The sequence below is a fragment of the Agromyces sp. Soil535 genome, from assembly GCF_001428255.1.
Classification (GTDB): Bacteria; Actinomycetota; Actinomycetes; order Actinomycetales; family Microbacteriaceae; genus Agromyces.
The window spans coordinates 347,913-368,866 of sequence record NZ_LMRW01000012.1 but is presented as its reverse complement, the minus strand read 5'-3'; the positions used below and the strand labels follow the sequence as shown (position 1 = coordinate 368,866).

The window sequence follows — 20,954 nt, the reverse complement described above, 5'->3', positions numbered from 1 at the left end:
GGTGACCGGCACATTCTCCGTCACCGACGCCGTCGAACTCGCCGTGGTCGAGCGAAGTGGGTTCGTCGAGTCCCGGCACGCCGGCTCCGCCGTCGTGCTCTCGCCCGATGGCGAGGTGCTGCGCGCCCTCGGCGACATGCAGACCCCGATCTTCCCGCGGTCGTGCCTGAAGCCGTTCCAGGCGGTCGCCGTGATGACGTCGGGCGTCTCCCTCCGCGGCGAGGACGCGGCCATCGCCATGGCGAGCCACTCCGGCACCGCAGCGCACGTCGCACTCGTGAAGGGGCTCCTCGCACGCCGGGCGCTGCCCGCATCCGCACTCGGCTGCCCGCCCGCGTCGCCGAGCGACCAGGTCGCGCGCGACGAGCTGATCCGAAGCGGCGGGCCGCGGGAGCGGCTCTACATGAACTGCTCGGGCAAGCACGCCGCGATGCTCCTCGCGTGCGTCGCCAACGAGTGGCCGCTCGACGGCTACCTCGACCCCGAGCATCCGCTGCAGAAGCGCATCCTCGACGTGCTCGACCGCTTCACTGGCGAGCGGCCGGCGGCCACGGGCGTCGACGGCTGCGGCGCGCCCGTGCATGCCATCAGCCTGCACGCGCTCGCGCGCGGCATCCAGAAGATCACCACGGCGGCGCCGTCGTCGCCGTTCGCGCTGTACCGCGAGGCCGCCGCGCTCACCGAGGCAGCGCGCGAGCACGCGTGGGCCGTCGGCGGCCCCGGCCAGCCCGACACGGTCGCCATCGACCGACTCGGGGTCTTCGCGAAGATCGGCGCCGAGGGCGTCATGGTGATGACCGCGCCCAACGGCACCACGACGGCGCTGAAGGTGCTCGACGGGTCCTCCCGCGCCTCATCGATCATCGCGCTGCGGCTGCTCGCGGATGCCGGTGCCGTGGGGCACGACGCGGTCGACGCGGTGCAGGCCGAGCTCGACCTGTGGGTCATGGGCGGCGAGCGCCGCGTCGGCGCGATCCGCGCGACCGCCTGACGCGTGGGGCCGAACGCTTCGACGACGGATGCCGCGGCGGGAACTCCACTGCGGCATCCGTCGCTTCGCTCGGTTCGGGTCAGCCGAGCTTCGCGAGCCGTTTCGCGCGCGCCGCGCGGGACACCTGCGTGCCGATCACGAGCACGAGCGCGAAGAGGAACACCGCGGACGCGATGACGTTCGCCTCGGCCGGGATGCCGCGCGAGGCCGAGATGTAGATGTACTTCGGGAACGTCGAAACCGATCCGGAGTTGAAGTTCGTGATGATGAAGTCGTCGAAGCTCAGGGAGAACGACAACAGGGCCGCGGCGAGGATGCCCGGGGTGAGCAGCGGGAACGTGATCCGCCAGAACACCTGGGACGGCGAGCCGTAGAGGTCGCGGCCCGCCTCCTCGAGGGCGGGGTCGAGGCTCGCGACGCGCGCCTTCACCGTCACGACGACGAAACTGATGCAGAACATGGTGTGCGCCAGGATGATCGTCGTCATGTCCTTCGGCACGCCGACCGCCAGGAACTGCGCGGCGAGGCCGGCGCCCAGCACGACCTCGGGCGTCGCCATGGGGAGGAACAGCAGGAGGCTGATCGCCGAGCGCGCTCTGAAGCGATACCGTACGAGCGCGATCGCGATCAGGGTGCCGAGCGTCGTGGCGATGACCGTCGCGACGAGGCCGATGACGATGCTGTTCGTGAACGCCTGGCACACCGCGCCGCCCTCGACGTTGCAGACGTTCAGCCACTTGTCGAGCGTGAACCCGCGCCACGAGATGTTCGACTTGATGGAGTCGTTGAACGAGAACACGAACGTGTAGACGATCGGGATCAGCAGGAACACGAACGCGAGGACCGTGTAGACGGGCAGGAGCCAGTCGCCGAGGCCGACCCGGCGCCGCCGCGGCAGTCCGCGCGGCCCGCCTCCCTCCTGCGTCTCGCTCTCCGCGAACCCGCCGAGGACGGCTGCAGCCTGGACTTCGCCGCTCACAGCAGGTCCTCCGTTCCGGAACGCTTCACGTAGATGCTGACGAGCACGAGGATCGCCGCCATGAGGATGATCGAGAGCGCCGCGGCCGCCGGGTAGTTCAGCAGCACGAGGAAGTTCGCCTCGATCACGTTGCCCATCATCTGGGTGTCGGGCCCGCCGAGGAAGTCGCGGCTCGCGTTCACGTAGTCACCCGCGGCGGGGATGAAGGTGAGCAGCGTGCCTGCCACGATGCCGGGCATCGACAGTGGGATTGTGATCTTGCGGAACACGGTGAACGCGTTCGCATAGAGATCGCTCCCCGCCTCGAGGTAGCGGGTGTCGAGCCGCTCGAGCGTCGTGTAGAGCGGGAGGGTCATGAACGGGATGAAGTTGTACGTGAGGCCGAAGATCACCGCGGCCGGCGTGCCCGTGAAGTGTGCGTCGGGAGCCATGAGCGAGAGCGCCTTCAGCGACGTGATGATGAACGACTCGTCGGAGAGGAGCTGCTTCCAGGCAAGGGTGCGGAGCAGGAAGCTGATGAAGAAGGGGGCGATCACGAGCACGAGCATGAGGCTCTGCAGGAGCGGCCACCGTCGGGCCTTCACGCCGATGAAGTAGGCGAGCGGGTAGCTGAACAGGAGCGCGAGCACGGTGGCCGCGAGTGCGTAGCCGAACGAGCGCAGGATGTGCGGCAGGTATTGCTGCACGACCGTGACGTAGTTCTGCCAGTTGAACGCGTAGTCGTACTGGCCGATGTCGCCGAACTCGGCCGGCGTCTGCAGGGAGGTCAGCACCAGCGAGATGAGCGGCGTGAGGAAGAAGAGGACGAGGTAGAGGATGCCCGGGAGGAGGAGGAAGAGCGCGATGCGGCTCTTCCGCTTCTGTACCTGCGGCTGGGCCTCCGCCGTCGCGAACGCTGCGAAGGCCATCGTCAGTGCTCCTCGAGCTCCGAGACGAGCCCCTCGCGTCGCTGTGCCGCGATGGACGTGGTCGAGTCGTCGGCGGGGAATCGACCGGCTTCGACGGGCACGTCGTCGAGGCCGAACCCGTGTGCGACCTCCCAGCTCACCCAGACCTCGGCACCGAGGCCTGCGACCGGTCCGGATCCGACGTTCTGCGCGAAGACGACCACCGTGCCGAGCGCGCCGAGGTCGACCAGGTACTGGGTGCTCACGCCCGAGAAGGAGACGTCGATGACGCGGCCCGGCCCCAGGACGTTGCGGTCGGCAGTCGCCGCGGGCTCCTCGGTGTGGAGCACGACCTTCTCGGGCCGCACGCCCACCGCGACCTCGCCCTGGTGGCGCTGCGCGCGCGCGGTGGGCACGACGATGCGGGCGTCCGCGGCCTCGACGGTGATCGCGGTGCTCGTGGTGCCGACGACCTGTCCCGTGAACAGGTTGGACTGTCCGAGGAAGTTCGCGACGAAGACCGTGCGGGGCAGCTCGTACAGCTCGGCGGGCGCGCCCATCTGCTCGATCGCGCCCTTGTTCATGACGGCGACCGTGTCGGCCATGGTCATGGCCTCCTCCTGGTCGTGGGTCACGTGCAGGAAGGTCAGGCCGACCTCCTCCTGGATGGTCTTCAGCTCGAGCTGCATCTGCCGGCGCAGCTTCAGGTCGAGCGCACCGAGCGGTTCGTCGAGGAGGAGGAGCGCCGGGCGGTTCACGATGGCGCGGGCGAGCGCGACCCGCTGCTGCTGGCCTCCGGAGAGCTGCTGGGGCCTGCGCTGGGCGAGGTGGTCGAGCTCGACGAGCCGGAGGGCCTCGTGCGCCTTTGCGACGGCGTCAGAGATGCGGCGGCGCTTCAGGCCGAACGCGACGTTCTCGATGACCGTCATGTGCGGGAACAGCGCGTAGCTCTGGAACACCGTGTTCACCGGCCGCTCGTGCGACTTCGTGTCGGTCACGTCCTTGCCGCCGATGAGGATCCGACCGCGGGTCGGCTCCTCGAGGCCTGCCACGAGACGCAGGGTGGTCGTCTTGCCGCAGCCCGAGGGACCGAGGAGGGCGAAGAACGAGCCCGCGGGGATCACGAGGTCGAGTTCCTCGATCGCGGTGAATCCGGGGAACCGCTTCTGGATGCCGACGAGCTCGAGGTCTGCGCCCCGCTCGGCGAATTCGCGTACTGCCATGGTTGTGCGTGTTCCCTGTCTCGTGGTCAGGAACCGAGCAGGATGGTCTGGAACGCGGCCTGGTACTTCTGCTCCTCCGCCGGGGTCAGCGAGCGGAAGATGTGGGCCTGCGAGAGCGTCTCCTCGTTCGGGAAGATGAGCTGGTTCTCGGCGAGCTCGGGGTCGATGGCCACGGCTGCCTCCTTCGCACCCACGACGGGCGTGATGTAGTTCACCCACGCCGCGACCTCGGCCGCCACTTCGGGCTCGTAGTAGTAGTTGATCAGCGTCTCGGCGTTGGTCTTGCGCGGAGAGCCGACCGGCACGAGGAAGTTGTCGTTCCACAGCGTGCCGCCCGCGGTCGGGATGGCGAATTCCCAATGGTCGCCGGCCTCCGCGTTGATGACCGTGATGTCGCCCGACCAGACGATCGCCGCCAGCGTGTCCTCGTTCTTCAGGTCCTCGAGGTACGACTGGCCCTTGATGTTGCGGACCTGGCCCGACTCGACCTGCTCGCGGAGGAGCTCGTTCGCCTCTTCGAACTCGGCGTCGCCCCACTCCCCCGAGATGTCGACGCCGTTCTGCAGCATGATGAGCCCGATCGTGTCGCGCATCTCGGAGAGCACGCCCACGCGACCCTTGAGCTCCGAGTTCCAGAGGTCCTCGACGGAGGCGAGGCCGCCGGGGATCGCGTCCTTGTTCCACGCGATCCCGGCGAAGCCGCCCTGCCACGGGACCGAGAACTTGCGGCCGGGGTCGAAGTCGGGGTCCTGGAGCGCGGGCGTGAGGTTCGCGAGGTTCGGGATGTTGTCGTGGTTCAGCTCCTGGGTGTACCCGAACCGGATCCAGCGGTCGACCATCCAGTCGGTGAGACAGACCGTGTCGGCGCCGATGTCCTGACCGAGGGCCAGCTGGTCCTTCACCTTGCCGTAGTAGGTGTTGTTGTCGTCGACCGCGACGTCGTAGGTGACATCGATGCCGGTCTCCTCGGTGAACGCGACGAGCGTGGGGTAGTTGCCGTCCTCGTCCTCGTCGATGTACGCCGCCCAGTTCGCCCAGTTGAGCGTCTTATCGGAGGAGGACTTGTCGTCGGCGGGCGTGGGCTTGGTCTGACCTCCGCCGCCGGTGGAGCAGGCGGCGAGCGCGAGGGCGGAGACGCCAGCACCGGCGCCGGCGAGCAGCGTGCGACGATTCAGCTGCGCCTGCCGCGCGTGCGCGATCAGGGAACGGATCATCGGGTCCTGGGGAAGGGGCCGAGCGGTCACGGGAACTCCATTCGTGTTGCAGGCGCGTGCTGGGGGTGGGTCGATCCTGCCACACTGCGGGTCGACATTCACGCGATCATGTCCAAATCGTTAATTTCCGGCAACATCGGGTGCGGATTCAGTGCCAGATCACGTCGCGAGCCGACGGTTTCAGTTGTCCACGTGGAGAGGCCACGTCGATCTCAGCGGTTCGGCGCCAGGGCCGGTCACCCAGCACTGGCGGACCGGGTCGTCGAGCAGCGGCGGGAGTGCCGGCCCCGGCGCGAAGACCCGGTACTCGCGGTGGCCTCCGTGCACGACGACCGACGCCTCCTCCCGCATGAGCCCGATGAGCGCCCAGTTCGCCATCCACGCATCGGCGTCGCCGACGACGAGGCGTGGACAACCAGCTCCCTCGGTTGGTGCGGCCAGCGCCGCGCGGATCGCCGCGTCGCCCGGCTCGAGGAGCATCGGCTCGTGGCCGAGCGCGCGGAGCGTCGCGGCATCCGATCGTGGCGACGATGAGACGATCGCCCAGGCCCGATTTCCATCGAGCTGCAGGGTGGACGCGGGCGCGACCGGCTCCGCCCGCCACGGCGGCGCGTCGGCGAACTGGATGCGGCGCCCGTGCCACTGCCCCGATCCCGGCGGATCGTCCGCCCGCCAGAGCGAGCCCACCCCTCCGGCGTGCACGAGGTCGGACCGGTTCGGATGCCGCAGCAGCGCGGTGGAGCCGAAGAGCTCGCGGAACCCCGGCCCGGTGCGATGAGCCGACCCTGCCGCGGCGGCGAGCGCGACGCCGCGCGCCCGCCCCTCGCGCAGCACGGTCTCGACCATCCGGTACGCCGCCTGTCGGTGATCGTCGGGCCAGTCGCGGAATCTGACGTCGACGTCGTCGACGATCACGAGAGTGGGCCCGTCGCCTCGTCGCATCCCGGCGACGGCCTCCTGCAGGGCGTCCCACTGCGCACCAGGCCGGCCATCGATCCGGCGCACCTGGTGGGTGCGGGACGCGGCGCGAGCCACCGCTGCGAGAGCGGTGGTGCGTCCGCTGCCGGGCGCGCCGACGATGAGCAGGTGCCCGTCGACCTCGGGCGACCAGGTTGCGACATCGTGCCGTTGCCGCTCGGGGTCGTCGACCAGCCCGACGACGAGGGCTCCACGGGGTGGTGGCGCCGCCTTCGCCACCTCGTCGATCGCCACCGTCGTGACGCGGTCGGGCAGCGGACCGACCCACGGGCGACGGGCTCGCGGGAGCGCTGCGGTCGACCGCTGGAGGCGTTCCAGCGCGGCGGCATCGACGAGCGCCGACTGGAACGGCACGGGGTATCCGTCGCCGGGGTCGACGACGCCGCGACCCGGCGTGTCGGGGTGGATGGCCGCCGCGGCCTCGGTGCCCACGACGGCGAGGCTGTCGGCCCGCTCCATCACGCGGAGCGACACGCGGATGGAGCAGTTCGCGGAGACCTGCTCGCGGACGACGCCGTTCGGGCGCTGCGAGGCGAGGACGAGGTGCACGCCGAGCGAACGCCCGCGCGCCGCGATATCGGCGACGACCGCACCGAGGTCGGGGAAGCGCTCGATCATCGCCTGGAACTCGTCGACCACGATGACGAGGCGCGGGAGCTCCACGTGCGCCGCGAGCTCGACGAGGTCGCGCGCCTGCTCCGCGCGGAGGATCGACTCCCGGTGGCGGAGCTCCGCGCGCAGGCTCAGCACGGCGCGCTCCGCCTCCGCGTCGTCGAGGTCGGTCACGATGCCGGTGACGTGCGGCAGGTCGCGGATCGGCTCGAACGCCGCGCCGCCCTTGAAGTCGACGAGGAGGAAGGCCACACGTTCGGGCGGATAGCCGTGCGCGAGCGCCGTGAGCCAGGCGAGCAGGAACTCGCTCTTGCCGCTGCCGGTCGTTCCCGCGACGATCGCGTGCGGGCCCCGCGCGGCAAGGTCGAGCTCGAGCGGCCCGCCCGCGATCGCACCCACGGCGGCCCGGAGCGTCGCCCTCGAGTCCCGTTGCGTCGCGGGTTGCGGGATGGCATGGAACGGCAGGCGGCCGGGCAGGCCGGGCACCGCGTCGACGCCCTCTCGCGCCGCGGCCGCCCGTACGCGGCCGGCCCACGACGAGGCCTCCGCCGTGCTCAGGAGCTCGGGCACGATCGCGCGACGTTCCGACCCGTCGCCCCGTCGCTCCACGACTGCGCGGCGCGGACCCTCGACCACCACGACCGTCTCGAGTCCCGGCGGCAACTCCTCGACCGTGCCGGCCAGGGCGATCGTCGCGGCACCGGAGCCGGCGCCATCGCCGGGCAGGCCGGCACGCCCGTCGCATCCGTCGACGATGCGCAGCAGCGTCTCGCCACCACGGTGCGGCAACGAGGCGGCCCATGACCATGCGGCGCCATCGGGCACGACGATGCCGACGTCGCCTGGACGGCAACGGGATGCGACCTGCACGAGCAGCGCGCGTGCCACCGCACCGACGAGCGGCGCGGCGCCGACGACGCCGATGCCGCCGCCGACACGTGCGAGCACCGGGGCATCTTCGAGCCGAGCGGCGGACTCGAGCAGGTCGCGGTCGTGGGCATCGACCGGGGTGCCGTCCACTCGCACGGCGCTCGCGACATCGCCTCGCCCCAGCACGAGGCTCCCCGGGCCGCCGTCGCGCCAGTCGAAGGGACGCCGGTCGTCGACGAGGCCCCGCGCCGGAAGCGCGCGCCGCCAGGCCGCCGCGCGTTCGGCCTCGTGCAGCGAGGCGACGGACGCGCGCAGGAGCCCGAGCTGCTCCGCCCGCGCGGCGGCATCCCGCCGGCGCCCGCGCCTCGCCTGGCGCCGGGCGTCGAGCATCGAGGCGACGGCGACGAGGGGCCCCAGCGCAGCGAAGGCGAGGGAGAACACGGAGCCGGTGACCACCACGAGGACGACGGCTCCGGCGACCGGGGCGACGGTGGCGAGCCACGGGAATCCCGGCGGGGCCGGCTCTGGCGGGTGCGGCGGCAGGACGAGGGGCACGACGCCCTGGGCTGCATGGTCGGTCGCGGGTCGGTCCACCCGGCCATCCGATCACCGGCGGCGCCGCCGACCGGCGCCGTCCGGCCCCGCTGGGATGGCTGCGGCATCCGCTCGGCTGGGGAGGACGGGAGCGTCGGCCGGTGTGCCGAACGTCGTGCGTCAGGCGACGGAGAAGGACTGCTCGGCGAGTTCCACGCGGCTGCCCCGCGGAACGAGGTACCGGCGCCCGGGCTCGCAGCGAAGCGCCCCGTCGTCGGGTCGGCGCACGATCGTGCCGTTCCCCGAGAACCGGTCGGCGATCCAGAGCATTCCATCGTGCTCGCCGAACTCGAGGTGCGTCTTCGAGACCGAGAGTGTGCGATCGGCGATCTGGACGAGGTGGTCGAACACCTCTCCCGGCTGCGGGAGCGGCTTGCGTCCGATGAGGCCCGTGCCGAACACGGTGCGCGTCTCGCCGGTGCTGAACGCGAGCACGAAGCGCGGCGCGGCGGCGGGCGCGGTGGCCGCGCCGATCGTCCCGCCGAGCGGATCGCCGGGCGCGGCGATGCCGTCCGTCAGGGCGGGCTCGGCACGGAACCCGTGGACGGGGATGCTGATGACCCCGCTGTGGCGACGGGCCGGCCGTTCGATCGCCGTCGTGTCGCCGGGTCTCGGATCCGGGCGGCGGCGGGACTCGGGGGTCGCACTGGTGGAGCTGCCGCAGTCGCCGCAGAACATCGCCCCCTCGGGAAGCTCCGCACCGCAGATCCGACACGTCACGGCTTGGCTCCTCTCCGCGTCACAGCGTACCCGCCGAGTGAGGTGAGCGAGAGGGTGCGCGGGGCGCCGAGCCGCTCCTGCAGCTCGTCGACCGTGTCCCACACCCGCAGGTCGTCGCCGTCGCCGGGTCCGTCCGGCGCGAACACCGCCCGGTCGACGACGGAAGCGAGCACGAGCGGGGCGAGCCCGCCGACGGTCGCAGCCTGCTCCGCCCGCGTGGCGTTCGGGCGGATCGGGTACCCGTAGTCGGCCGCCGTGTCGGCGAACTCCTGCCAGCCGCCCTCGATGCGCTCGACGGACGTGGGGGCACGGCGCCGGAGGCGGCGCCGTCGCAGCTTCGCCACGATGATCGCGAGGAACGGGCTGACGAGCAGGGCGAGGCCGAGCACCACGAACCCCGCGACGCCCAGCGCACCGAGCAGGGCCGCCACCCACGGCTCGGGCTCGTCGCGCTGGTCGAACGCGAGGTCGGGATCGGGGTCGAGGTCGTCGACCGGCGTCCGTTCGGCGGGGGGAGGCAGTGCCGACTGCGGGCGTGACACGACGGTCGGCTGGTCGGGCTCGCGCTCGGGGATCTCACGCGGCTCGGGGTTGGGGTCGATCGAGCGCCACGCGCCGTCCGCCGTCTGCACCTCGATCCACGCCTGCTGCTCGCTGCTGACGAACACCGTGGTGTCGCCGTCCTCCGCGTCGTCCTCGGGATCTGAGAGGTAGCCGACCACGACGCGTGCCGGGAAGCCGATCCGTCGCGCCATGAGCGCGGCGGCGACCGCGTACTGCTCGCCGTCGCCGACCATGGGCCGCTCGGTGGCCAGTTCGACGAGCCGGTCGATCGCGTGGCCGGACCGGCTCGGCGCCTCGTCTTCGTCGAGGCCGTGGCTCACGTACCCCTCGCGCTGGAAGCCGGCGATGAGGGCCTGCAGCCGCTCGCCGGGTTCGTCCGACGCCGGCGCCCACTGGTCGAGGAGCCGGGCGAGCTCGTCGGGCAGTTCCGGCGTCGCCGGGAGCACGCTCGTGCCGGGGCGCAGCTCGTCGATGCGGGCGAGCGCCGTCGGGGTGACCGACTCCGCCGTGTAGCGGTCGCCGGATTCGAGGCCGACCTGCACGGCGCCGGTGCCGGTCACGTCGTTGTAGAAGAACCCGTCGGCGAGCAGCTCGGCACGTTCGCCGCCGAAGGTGATGCGCTCGAGCTGCCCGATGCCCGGCACCCAGACGTCGGAGTAGCCGAGCACGACCACGTCGAGGCGCGTGTGCTCGCCGACCGCGTCCGACTGGTCGAGTCGGTACGGCACCCTGGTGAACCGCCCCGACTCGGCGGTGCCGTCGGTGCCGCCGACCGAGTACACGATGCCGTCGTAGGTGTCGAGGGTGGCGAGCCGGATGCCCGCCCCGGCCGGCAGCCCGCGCACCTCGAGCATCGGAACGTCGGCCGCGTCGCGCTCGAACGCGCTGCGGAAGCCCGCGAGTGGGCTCTCGTGCGCCCGGGGCTCGAACGGCGGCTGAAGCTCCGCCCGCACGACGCTTCGCGGCGGCACGGGCAGGGCGAAGGATGCCGCGGTGGCGCCCACCAGGGCCACCGCGACGATCGCCGACGCACCGAGCACCCGGCGCGCGTCGGCGAGCGCGGCCTCGACCGGTCGCCCGGTCGTGATCGCTCGGCGGTGCGCGATCGCGACCCGCACCAGCCAGGCGACCGACGTGATGAGGAACGCCAGGCCGGTCTCCATCGCGAGCGCGGCGTGCACGACGCCGAGCGCGATGCCGGCGAGCAGCAGGAGGGCGGGCGGGATGACCGCCGCGGCGGGCCGGCGGCTGCGGAGCGCGATCGTCACCGCGCACGTGGACGCGACGAGCGCGAGCAGGAACGGCGGCACGAGGAGCGCCTGGTACGAGCCGACCGGCACGGCGATCGTCACGAGTTGCTTCCACGACAGGGCGGCGCCCGCGACGAGGTCGACGAGGCCCTGGGGGGTGGCGATGACGCCTGCGAGGGCGCTCCCGGGCACGGCCGCGGGAACGCCGAGCACGACGTACGCGCCGAACACGGCGATCACGACGGCCCACGCCGGCCAGTGGAAGCGCGCCCCGGCGAAGCCGATCGCCGATCCCGCGACGATCGCGACCGACGCCGCGACGATGAACGCCTCGCTCTCGTAGATCGGCCACCACGGGATCATGGCCGCGGCGAGCATTGCGGCGACGAGCACCAGGCTGATCGCGGTGGACCAGAACCGCTCGGCCCCTGCAGCCCGACGTGCGGGGCTCATGCGACCGACGCCGATCTGGCGAGCATGGCACGGAGGTCCTCGAGGTAGCCGATGCCGAACACCGTGAGGCCCGCGACGGTGCGCGCGGACGCCTCGCCCCCGGGCGCGCACTGCACGGCGACGGCCTCGATGCCGACCGGCAGCCGGGAGGCCGCCGCCCTGAGCGGCCCCACGCCGCGCGCCGTCCCGGTCACGAGGAATGCCAGCGACACGCCCGGCAGTCCCTCGGCGGCCGCACGTCCGACATCCGGCAGCAGCACCGCCCGGTCGTCGCGTTCGACCACGCAGAGCGCGTCGAGCAGGCGGTCGCGCGACACCGTCGGCAGCTCGCGCATGCCGCTCCCCCGGGCCTGTCCGCTCCGTCCCCGCCCTGAGACGACGAACGACACGGTGCGGGCGTCGCGGATGGCACGCGCGCCGACGGATGCCGCGGCGCTCACGGCGAGCTCGAACTCGGCATCGTCGGCGTACGCGCCGGGCTCGAGGTCGAGCAGCACCATGAGCCGGCTGCGGCGGGTCTCCTCGAACTGGCGCACCATGAACGTGCCGGTCTTCGCCGAGCTCTTCCAGTGGATGAACCGGCGGTCATCCCCCGGCACGTACTCGCGCAGGGCGTGGAACGCGATGTCGCTCGCGGTGAGGTCGCGCGTCGGCGACCCCTCGAGGTCGCGGATGAACCCTGTGCTGAGCGCGGCGATCGCGACGGTTCGCGGGTGCACATGCAGCTCCACGGTCTGCGACCACACGATCTCACGGCGCATGAGCCCGATCGGGTCGGCCCGAACGGTGCGCGCCGGGCCGATGGGGATCACGCCGCGCCGCTCGGTCGGGATGCGGAACTGCTCGTCGAACGCACCCCCGCGCGGCAGCCCGGGCAGCACGCGTTCGATCACCTTCCCACCCACCGGCACCTCGAGCTGGACGCCGCCGAATCGACGCCGTCCGGGATTCGCGGCGATGAGGCGTGCCTCGGCATGCTCCCCGACGACCACCCGCGGCGTCGGCAGCACGAGCTCGATCGTCGAGGCGCCCCGGCCGACGAGCCATGCGGATGCCGCGGCCACGAGCAGGGCGAGCCCCCACCCGATGGCGATGAACTCGATCCAGCCGAACGCGTAGCCGACGGCGAGCGCGACGACCGAACCCGCGACGACCGCCCAGCCCAGGGGCGTGACGACGCCCTGCACCGCGCGCGCCCACTCGGCGACGACCCCCGCGGCCGCGAGCACGCCGCGCACGGCGCGTCCGATGACGACCGCGAGCAGCCCCTCCCTCTTGGCCTCCTCGGGGATCGACGTCCGGGTCTGGGTGAACGTCACACGGCCTGCCTGCTGGACGGCGGCGGCGTCTCGATGAGCACCTGCGCGATCATGTTCGACGCGGTGACGCCGTCGAACTCGGCTTCGGGGTCGAGGATGAGGCGGTGCGCGAGCACGGGCTCGGCGAGGGCCTTGACGTCGTCGGGCACCACGTAGTGCCTGCCGCGACCCGCTGCGTGGGTCTTCGCCGCACGGATGAGGGCGAGCGCGCCCCGAACGCTCACGCCGAGCCGCACCTCACGGGCGGTGCGGGTGGCGTCGACGAGACGGGAGACGTAGTCGTGGATCGTGGGGTCGACGTAGACCGTGCGCGCGAGCGCGGCCATCTCGATGATCTCGTCGGCGTCGAGCTGCGCATCGATGCGGTGGTCGTGTGCGCGCTGGTCGGCGCCCTCGAGGATCCGGATCGTGGAGGCGTGGTCGGGGTAGCCGATCGACGAGCGCATGAGGAACCGGTCGAGCTGCGCCTCGGGCAGCCGGTAGGTGCCGGCCTGTTCCACCGGGTTCTGCGTGGCGATGACCATGAACGGATGCCCCACCGGGTGGGTCTGCCCGTCGACGGTGACCTGCCCCTCCTCCATGACCTCGAGGAGCGCCGACTGCGTCTTCGGGCTCGCCCGGTTGATCTCGTCGGCGAGCACGATGTTCGCGAACACCGGACCGGGGTGGAACTCGAACGCGCCGCTGCGCTGGTCGTACACCGTAACGCCCGTGATGTCGCCCGGCAGGAGGTCGGGCGTGAACTGCACGCGATTGCTGGTGCCGGCGACCGACTGCGCCATCGCCCGGGCGAGCGAGGTCTTGCCGGTGCCGGGCACGTCGTCGAGGAGGAGGTGGCCTTCGCTGAGGAACGCCGTGAAGGCGAGGCGCACCACCCGGTTCTTGCCGAGCAGCACCTCCTCGACCGCGCCGACGAGTCGGTCGAGGTTCGCGGAGAACCGCGTCGCCTCCTCGGGGGTCATCGTCATCGTTGCTCCTCGCTCATCGATTCCAGTAGCGGGCGACCACGCCCGCGACCTCAACATCCAACCAGACCCGCTCGCCCGGCTTCGCCTCCGGCACCTGGCACGTCGTCGCCGACTGCGCGGCTCGGCCGTCGGCGTCGCCGTCGACTCCGCACCGGAAGGTCGCGGGCAGGCCGGAGTTCGCGGGTGCCGCCGTCCATGCCCAGGTCTTCGACGCCTCGCCCCACGTGCGGCTCGGCAGCGCGAACGTGAGCGACGGGCGTGGATCGGACGGCAGGATCGCCGACCACGGCCCGCAACTGCCCCAGACGGAGCACGAGCGGACCTGGAACCTCGCCGCCTCGCCGAACGGACGGTTCAGCAGCGAGCGGAGCCATCCGGTGCCCTTGAACTCCACCGGCGCTCCGATCTGCGCACCGTTGCCGTCGACGGCGACGATCTGCAGCCGGGAGCTGCCCCCATCGACCCGGTCGATGTAGCGGTCCCACGTCTCCTCGTTCATCCAGGCCATGCTGCTCTGCACGCCGCTGATGGAGCCGGGGGCGGGGCGCACCACCGTCCCGGCCACCTCCGTGTTGACGCAGGCCGCCCGGTTGAAGCCCCACACCACGAAGGAGTAGCGCGTCGACTCGGTCACCGTGCCGCTGAACTGGACGCTCGCGGCATCCGGACCGACCTGTACGACCTCGGCGACCGTGCCGCCGCTCGCCGGGGCGATGACGTTGCCGGGCGCCGGGCTCGTCACGGAACAGGCCTGCGGCCCCGTCGGCACGTCGCCATGGCCGTCGGCGAGGCGCTGCACGAAGTAGCCGCCGATGGCGTCGCCGTTGCCGTTGAACGGCTCCCATGACACCGTGACCGTGCCGGCGGCGGCGTCGCCCGTGACGGTGATCCCGCCCGCCACGGGCGGACCGAACGGCGTGCCCGTGCCGCCGGCCTCGGTCCAGACCGCCAGGGCCGGGTACGCCTGGTTGCGCGCGCTGACGGTGAACGGCACCTGGGTGCCGTTGGCGATGCCCTGGGACTCGGTGGAGCACACGGTCGCGGTGCACGCTCCCGACGCGTCGACCTCGCTCGAGACACCCGCGACCGTGACGACGTAGGACTCGACCGGGCTGCCCGCCCCGGCGCTGACGGGCGCCCATTCGATGCGCAGGCGTCCGTCGAGGGGCATGGCGCGCAGTCCCTGCGGGGGCGGCGGGATGACGTCGGACCAGATCGGACCCGGCGCCTGGACGGGGTCGGAAAGGCCGATGGCGTTGCGCGCCTGCACCCGCACGAGCACGGCGTTCGACTGCCCGTTGCCCGGCGTGCGCACCGTGCACGTGGTCGCGGCGCACGTGGACGTCTCGAGGACCTCGCCGCCGCTGGGGTCGACGAGGGCGATCTCGTACCCGGTGATCGGCGAGTTGTTGAACCCGCCCGCGCCGAACGCCACGTCGAGCGTGCCGTCGCCGAACGCGGTCACCTGCGCGCCCGTCACCGGGTCGGGGCGGTCCTGCACCGAGATCGTGACGGTCCCCCACGCGTAGCGGCTCGGGTCGTCGGTGGCGTCGGCGACCTGGTACTGCAGGGTCGTGTTCACTGGTGCCGCGTTCTGGGCGACGTCGACCGTGAGCGTCGACCGGTCGTCGCTCGGCTCGATCGTCACGCCGTCGGGAAGGCTGTCGTCGAGTCCGCGCACACCCACCACACGCAGCGGCGTGCCGGGGAACGGGTTCGTCGCCCGGTCGTTCGCGAGCACGTCGATCGTGGTGGTGCGGCCCCGCGCTGCCACCGCCGAATCTGCGGCGGGCTGCGCGAGGGGGCGCGTCGACGGCACCACGCGCAGCTCGATGCGGCCCGCACGACCGTCGCCCGCGTCATCCGCAACGGCGACCGTCACGGCCTGGAGGCTGCCGGTGGGGGTCGTCTCCGCGGCCCTGATGGTGAGGTCCTGCCCGTCGAGCGAGAGCTCGAAGCCCTCGGGCTCGGGCTGCAGGACCCGGAAGGCGAGCTCGTCGAGGGCCTCGGGATAGGGGTAGTTGGTGAGCTTCTTGAGGTCGACGGTCTTCGACTGGCCGGGCTCGAAGTCGATCACCCCGCCGGTGAACGCGGGCGGCTGGTCCTCGGTGGGTTCCACCTGGATCGGGACGACGATCGTTCCGGTGCGCCCGGAGGGGTCCGCGGCGGACTCGCCGTCGGTCACCGTGAACGAAAGGGACGCGGGGCCGAAGTATCCAGGCTCGCTCCGGAATCGCAGGGTGTCCTCGTCGACCACGAGGTCGGTGCCGTCGCTGTGCGACGCACGCACGCTCGCGGCATCCGTGATCCTGACCGGCCGCCCGGATGCCGCGATCACGTAGTCCTCGAGCTCGAGCACGGCCTCCTCGCCGCTCTGCACGCGCACCTCGGGGGCGTCGCGCCGCAGCTGCGGGAGCGCGTCGTCGCGGCCGGGGACCCAGATGAAGGCGTACGACGTCACCGTCGGATCCTCGGGGTGGCTCACCGAGAACGGGATGATGCGACGCCGGTCCTCCACCGTCACCCGGATGCTGCCGTCGCGTCGCACCTGGGCGCCTCGATCGTAGCCGTCGACGAGGCCGACGATGAGGTCGGCGGCGTTCCCGTCGGCCAGGAACACGTTGTGCAGGACCTCGACGTCGATGGACTCCTCGTCGAGGATGTCGCTGAGGCTCAGCACGGTGTCGGATGCCTCGGGCCGGGCGAGCGGGGCGTCGTTCCGCGCCTCGACGGTGAGGAAGCTCGACGCGACGCCCAGGTGCTCGTTCTCGACCGTGTAGATGAAGCCGTACCTCCCCTCGGCGTCGGGCACGTCGACCTGGACGGTGTCGCCCTCGATGGTCGCGGTCGCGCCCGGGACGGTCGGTTCGATCGAGCGCAGCAGGAGCGCGCCGCCGTCGGGGTCGGAGTCGTTCTCGAGCACGCGGACCGAGATGGTGCGGCCCGGCCGCACGGTGACGACGTCCTCGACCGCGATGGGGGCCCGTGCGCCGTCGAGGCGGGGCGCGATGCCGACACGGATGGTGCCCGTCGCCCGGGCGCCGAGCGCGTCGACGACCGAGTACTGGAACGAGTCGGTGCCCGCGGAGTACTCCCCCGCCTGGTAGTCCAGCCAGTCGCCGCCGCGTGCCGTCACGGCGCCCCGGTCGGGGTTCGACTCCTGGCCGAGCAGCTGCACGGAGTCGCCGTCGGGGTCGGCGCCTCCGAGCGGGATGGGGATGCGCACGGTCTCCCCGGCGATCACCCGCGCGGTGATCGCGCGCGGCACGGGCGCCGAGTTGGTCTCGGGGTCCGCCGCGCGCACCGAGATGCGCACGCTCGCCGTGGCGAACTGTCCGTCGGGTGCGTCGACCCGGTACATCGCCTCGAACTCGCCCGGCTCGTCGGGCGCGAAGTAGCGGAGCCGGTCGCCCGCGGCGAACAGCAGGCCCGCCGCTGGCTTCTCGACCAGTTCCGCGGCGAGCGTGAGCGGCAGCGCGTCGGGGTGCTCGTCGTTCTCGAGCACGGCGATGTCGACGACGTCGCCCGTCCGGGCCGAGATCGTGTCGGGTGCCGCGACGGGCGGCTGGGTGCGCTCGGGATCGGGCACCTCGACGACCGTCACCTCGCCGTCCGCCTCGGCCAGCCCGTTGCTCACGCGGTAGCCGAACGTCGTCGACCCGGTCGCGAGCGGCCGGGTGAGCGTGACCCGGAGGATGCGGTGGTCGATGATCTCGACGCGCACGCCTTCGTCCTCTGCGGAATCGGTGAGGCCCGTCACGATGAGCACGCCGCCGGTCGGATCGATGTCGGTCGCAAGCACGTCGACGTCGACGGGCTGCTGCACGTGGAGGAACGCCGTGTGCGGCACCGTGATCGGCGTCGTGTCGCGGTCGGGCGGCTCGGACACGTCGACGCGCACGAGGCCGGTCGCGGTCTGGGTGCCGTCGGTGACCGAGTACTCCAGGTAGTGGGTGCGCACGGCGGCGCTGCTGAACCGGAAGCTGCCGCCGTCGAAGTCGGGCGTGAGCTGCACGTCGGGCTTGGCCGGCACCGCGCTCAGCCGGATCTGCCCTGTCCCGCCGCGCACGTGCCGCAACGGGTCGATCCGGATCTCCTCGCCCGCGGTCGCGAGCGCCACGAACGGCTCCGCGACGAGCGGCACGTCGCCGGGCGCCCGTACCGCGATGGTGAGTGCCCCCGCCGCCTCGTCGCGGCCGTCGGAGACGATGAGCGACGCCGTGCGGGTCGACCCCTCGCCGCCCGCCTCGTCGAACACGACGATGCCCTCAGCGGTCGAGGACAGGGCGTCGGGGGCATCCACCGACGCGGACCGCAGGAAGAACGGATCCCCGTCGGGGTCGACCCAGTCGCCGAGCACGGGCGTCGTCACCCGGCCCCCGCTCTCGACGGAGGCCCGGCTCTCGCGCTGCTGCACGGGGGCGCCGTTCTCGTCTGGGTCGCGGACCGTCACGGTGACCCGCGCCTGCGCCGCCGCGCCGCGGCCGTCGCCCACGACGTACCCGAACGAGACGGACCCGGATGCCGCGTCGTCGAGCGTGAGTTGCAACTGCTGGTTGTCCGACACGAGGTCGAGGCGCGCGCCGGGCGGCAGCTCGCCGTCGACCGCGTCGACGACGAGGACGTCGCCGTTCGCGTCGTAGTCGTTGAGCAGCACGGGCAGGAGGGTGGTCCGGCCGGGCCGCGCGCCGAAGTCGTCGTCGGCCGCCACGGGCGGCACCTGGCTCTTCTCGATCGTGGGCGGCGTATCGGGATCGTTCTGCTCGATCGTCTCCTCGTCGCGCTCGTTCGCGAGCAACTCGTCCCAGTTGTCGATGAGCCCGTAGTCGTCCGATGCAGCCCACGCCTTGCCGCTGCGGCGGTCGTTGACCACGAGCGCCTCGCCGTTCGAGACGAATGCGAAGTCGCCGGCTCCCGTCGCGTCGTCGAGCTCGGCCCGCCGTTCGCCCTCGCCGGGGCACGAGCGCCACGCCTCGCCTCGCGCCCATGCGGCGTGGAGGCATCCGTCGTGCACCTGAGGCGGCGCTGGGGCGCCGGAGACGTCGTCGACGACGACGCGTGGCTCGCCGCCGTCGAGGCCGACGGTGAGCAGGCCCCGACGGTACGCGATCGCGACGGACTCACCGGTCAGCGACGGCGCCTGCAGCACCGGGTCGTCGGTGGGCTCCAGCACGCCGGAGAGGTCGACCTCGTGCCCGTCGAGCCGGAGCGTGCGGGCGGTCGCGTCGAGCACGGCCCAGTGCTCGTCGACCGAGGTGATCTGCACCTCGGGGTCGCCGTCGGCGGGTGCCAGCTGCCACCTGGCGGCCACGGTCTCCTCGTCGGCCGCGTCGACCCGCCTCACCTCTCCTGTCGACGGCGTGTAGGCGAAGAGCACGCCCGCCGGGTCGACGGAGGTCACCGCGCCAGACCCGAAGGTGAGCACGGGCTCAGCGTCGCTGTCGAACTCGGCGAACTCGCTGATCGGCACGGACCACACGTCGCCGCCGGCGGCGACCACGACGCGTTCCCCGGCGAGCTCGAGCGACGTGCCCTCCGGCGGCACGGCCACCGTGTCGGTGACCGTCGACGTGGTCGCATCGACGATGCCGACGCTCGCGCGGTCGTGGTCGAGCACGAGCACGGTCGAGCCCTGTTGCACGACCTCGGAGCTCGAGCCGCCGGTCTCGACGACCGAGTTCAACTCGAGGACCGCGGTGTTCGCCCGCCCCACGGCCTGCAGGCGGTCGCTGACGACCCACACCGCCGCATCGCCGAGGTCGACGCGCTGCGCCGCGTACCCGCCGGACGCCACGGCCACGCCCGCGACCACCGCGACGACGGCCGTGACCGCGCCCGCGGTCGCGAGCGCCGACCGGTGGCCGGAGAGCTTCGGGAGTCGCATCAGCCCACCCCCGCCGCGACGTCGACGCAGCGCTCCGCGCTCGGCGCGCCGGACTTCCCGTCACGCGTCACGGTGACGGTCGCGCACACGCGGTCGCCGTCCTCCGCGCTCACGTCGAAGCGGGCCGCGCGCTGCATCGGCGAGGGCTCGCCGTCGACGGTGACGATGTACGCGTCGCCGCTCCCGATGCCCGGGTCGTCCCAGGTGAACGTCACCGCGATGCCGTCGGCGCTGCCCTGCACGTTCGCCACCACGGGGATGGACTGGGCGCCCTGCACGACCGCGACCACGCCGGCGCTGACGAGGGCGACGATGAGGGCCGCCGCGACCGAGATGCCCCACACGAGCCGCCTCGTGGTCGGCGGCGCCGTGCGGACGCGTCCGGAGGTGCCCTCGTGCGACCGCGAGTCCGCCCCGACCGCCGAGCCCGCGCTCCGCGCAGACGTGCCGCGTGCGCGGCGACGGCCGCCGCGGGGGTCGGCCAGCCCGTGCTGGCCGCTCACGCGGGTGCGCTCGTCGAGGTCGACCGCGGTGGCGAGCGCCCAGTCGTCCATGGCCACCTCGAGTGGCGTCTGCGGCAGGCCGAGCTCCTCCTCGACCGACTGCAGGTCGCGGATGAACTCGAGCGCGCTGGACTGGCGGTCCTGCGGGCGCTTGGACATGGCACGTGCGAGCACCCGCTCGAGGCTCAGCGGCACGTCGACGCGCCCGGTGGGCGCTGGCTTCGCCTTCTCGATACGCGACATGAGGGTCACCGAGGCGTTGTCGCCCCCGGGGACCTCGAAGGGACTGCGCCCGGCGATCAGCGAGTACACGGTGGCCCCGAGCGACCACACCTCGCTCGCCACGGTGCCGGAGACCTCATCGTGCAGCACTTCGGGAGCCGACCACGGGATCGACAGGCCCACCGCCTCGCTCGTCTCCGCCTCGCCGAGCGTCGCGGCGATGCCGAAGTCGGAGAGCACGGGATGTCCGTACGCGGTGGTGAGGATGTTCGACGGCTTGATGTCGCGGTGCAGCACGCCCTGCCGGTGCGCGGTCTCGACGGCGCTCGCGATGCGCACGCCGATCGAGAGCACCTCTCCGAGGGGCAGTTGCACGGCGCGATAGCGCTGGCCGAGCGACGAGGAGCAGTACTCCATCACGAGGTACGGCCGGCCGTCGGCCGCGACGCTCGCCTGGTACACGGTGAGGATCGACGGGTGCGACGAGAGCTGGGCCATGAGGTTGGCCTCCGCCTGGAACATCTGCCGCAGCTCGTCGTTCACGACCTCGGCGAGGAGGACCTTCACCGCGACGAGGCGACGCGGCATGTTCTGCTCGTACAGGAACACGTCGGCGAACCCGCCAGAGCCGAGCACGCGGATGAACGCGAACCCGGGCAGGTTCGGCGGGGTGGACGGCAGACGCCTCGTCACGTTCCTCCCAGCGCTCGGGTCCCCGGTGCC

The 20,954-nt window shown here is 72.3% G+C and carries 12 protein-coding genes; 1 reads left to right on the top strand and 11 read right to left on the bottom strand.

The genetic code is table 11. The features are described 5' to 3' along the window. Nucleotide 1: 1 nt before the first annotated feature. Nucleotides 2-991: an asparaginase gene (locus tag ASG80_RS11045; RefSeq protein ID WP_056730506.1), complete on the top strand. Its 990-nt coding sequence runs from the start codon at nucleotides 2-4 to the stop codon at nucleotides 989-991. A gap of 79 nt (nucleotides 992-1,070) precedes the next feature. Here ASG80_RS11045 and ASG80_RS11040 read toward each other — a convergent pair whose 3' ends face one another. The 11 genes from ASG80_RS11040 to ASG80_RS10990 all read right to left on the bottom strand — a co-directional run bounded on the left by ASG80_RS11040 (nucleotide 1,071) and on the right by ASG80_RS10990 (nucleotide 20,924). Then, a complete protein-coding gene (locus ASG80_RS11040) occupies nucleotides 1,071-1,889 on the bottom strand; it encodes an ABC transporter permease (protein WP_056730948.1) in 819 nt (272 codons plus the stop codon). A 77-nt stretch (nucleotides 1,890-1,966) separates the two neighbouring features. After that, nucleotides 1,967-2,878: an ABC transporter permease gene (locus tag ASG80_RS11035; protein ID WP_056730504.1), complete on the bottom strand. Its 912-nt coding sequence runs from the start codon at nucleotides 2,876-2,878 to the stop codon at nucleotides 1,967-1,969. A gap of 2 nt (nucleotides 2,879-2,880) precedes the next feature. Continuing rightward, nucleotides 2,881-4,080 carry an ABC transporter ATP-binding protein gene (locus tag ASG80_RS11030; protein WP_056730502.1) on the bottom strand — a complete coding sequence of 400 codons (1,200 nt, stop codon included), beginning with the start codon at nucleotides 4,078-4,080 and terminating at the stop codon, nucleotides 2,881-2,883. 26 nt (nucleotides 4,081-4,106) lie between these two features. After that, a complete protein-coding gene (locus tag ASG80_RS11025; RefSeq protein ID WP_235508276.1) occupies nucleotides 4,107-5,324 on the bottom strand; it encodes a PotD/PotF family extracellular solute-binding protein in 1,218 nt (405 codons plus the stop codon). A gap of 150 nt (nucleotides 5,325-5,474) precedes the next feature. Further along, nucleotides 5,475-8,348, bottom strand: a complete 2,874-nt coding sequence (locus ASG80_RS11020; protein ID WP_056730498.1) for an FtsK/SpoIIIE domain-containing protein — start codon at nucleotides 8,346-8,348, stop codon at nucleotides 5,475-5,477. A 120-nt stretch (nucleotides 8,349-8,468) separates the two neighbouring features. Further along, nucleotides 8,469-9,068: a zinc-ribbon domain-containing protein gene (locus ASG80_RS11015; protein ID WP_156401782.1), complete on the bottom strand. Its 600-nt coding sequence runs from the start codon at nucleotides 9,066-9,068 to the stop codon at nucleotides 8,469-8,471. Further along, on the bottom strand, nucleotides 9,065-11,335 hold the full coding sequence (locus tag ASG80_RS11010) for a transglutaminase domain-containing protein (protein WP_056730494.1): 2,271 nt from the start codon (nucleotides 11,333-11,335) through the stop codon (nucleotides 9,065-9,067). The genes ASG80_RS11015 and ASG80_RS11010 overlap by 4 nt, the downstream gene beginning before the upstream one ends. Next, entirely contained in the window at nucleotides 11,332-12,654 is a 1,323-nt protein-coding gene (locus ASG80_RS11005; protein WP_056730491.1) for a DUF58 domain-containing protein, read from the bottom strand. The genes ASG80_RS11010 and ASG80_RS11005 overlap by 4 nt, the downstream gene beginning before the upstream one ends. Then, nucleotides 12,651-13,622, bottom strand: a complete 972-nt coding sequence (locus ASG80_RS11000) for a MoxR family ATPase (protein WP_056730489.1) — start codon at nucleotides 13,620-13,622, stop codon at nucleotides 12,651-12,653. The genes ASG80_RS11005 and ASG80_RS11000 overlap by 4 nt, the downstream gene beginning before the upstream one ends. A gap of 13 nt (nucleotides 13,623-13,635) precedes the next feature. Next, the gene (locus ASG80_RS10995; protein WP_056730487.1) at nucleotides 13,636-19,506 is read right to left on the bottom strand and encodes an Ig-like domain-containing protein; all 5,871 of its coding nucleotides are present in this window, start codon (nucleotides 19,504-19,506) and stop codon (nucleotides 13,636-13,638) included. Next, nucleotides 19,506-20,924 (bottom strand): serine/threonine-protein kinase, encoded by a 1,419-nt coding sequence (locus ASG80_RS10990; RefSeq protein WP_056730485.1) that lies wholly within the window; start codon nucleotides 20,922-20,924, stop codon nucleotides 19,506-19,508. Before ASG80_RS10990 ends, ASG80_RS10995 begins: the two co-directional genes overlap by 1 nt. Between the last annotated feature and the right edge of the window lie 30 nt (nucleotides 20,925-20,954).

What these genes read in the sequence shown, in the direction of transcription:
- ASG80_RS11035 (WP_056730504.1), bottom strand. Translation starts at nt 2,878, where the DNA reads ATGGCCTTCGCAGCGTTCGCGACGGCGGAGGCCCAGCCGCAGGTACAG.
- ASG80_RS11030 (WP_056730502.1), bottom strand. Translation starts at nt 4,080, where the DNA reads ATGGCAGTACGCGAATTCGCCGAGCGGGGCGCAGACCTCGAGCTCGTC.
- ASG80_RS11010 (WP_056730494.1), bottom strand. Translation starts at nt 11,335, where the DNA reads ATGAGCCCCGCACGTCGGGCTGCAGGGGCCGAGCGGTTCTGGTCCACC.
- ASG80_RS11000 (WP_056730489.1), bottom strand. Translation starts at nt 13,622, where the DNA reads ATGACGATGACCCCCGAGGAGGCGACGCGGTTCTCCGCGAACCTCGAC.
- ASG80_RS10995 (WP_056730487.1), bottom strand. Translation starts at nt 19,506, where the DNA reads ATGCGACTCCCGAAGCTCTCCGGCCACCGGTCGGCGCTCGCGACCGCG.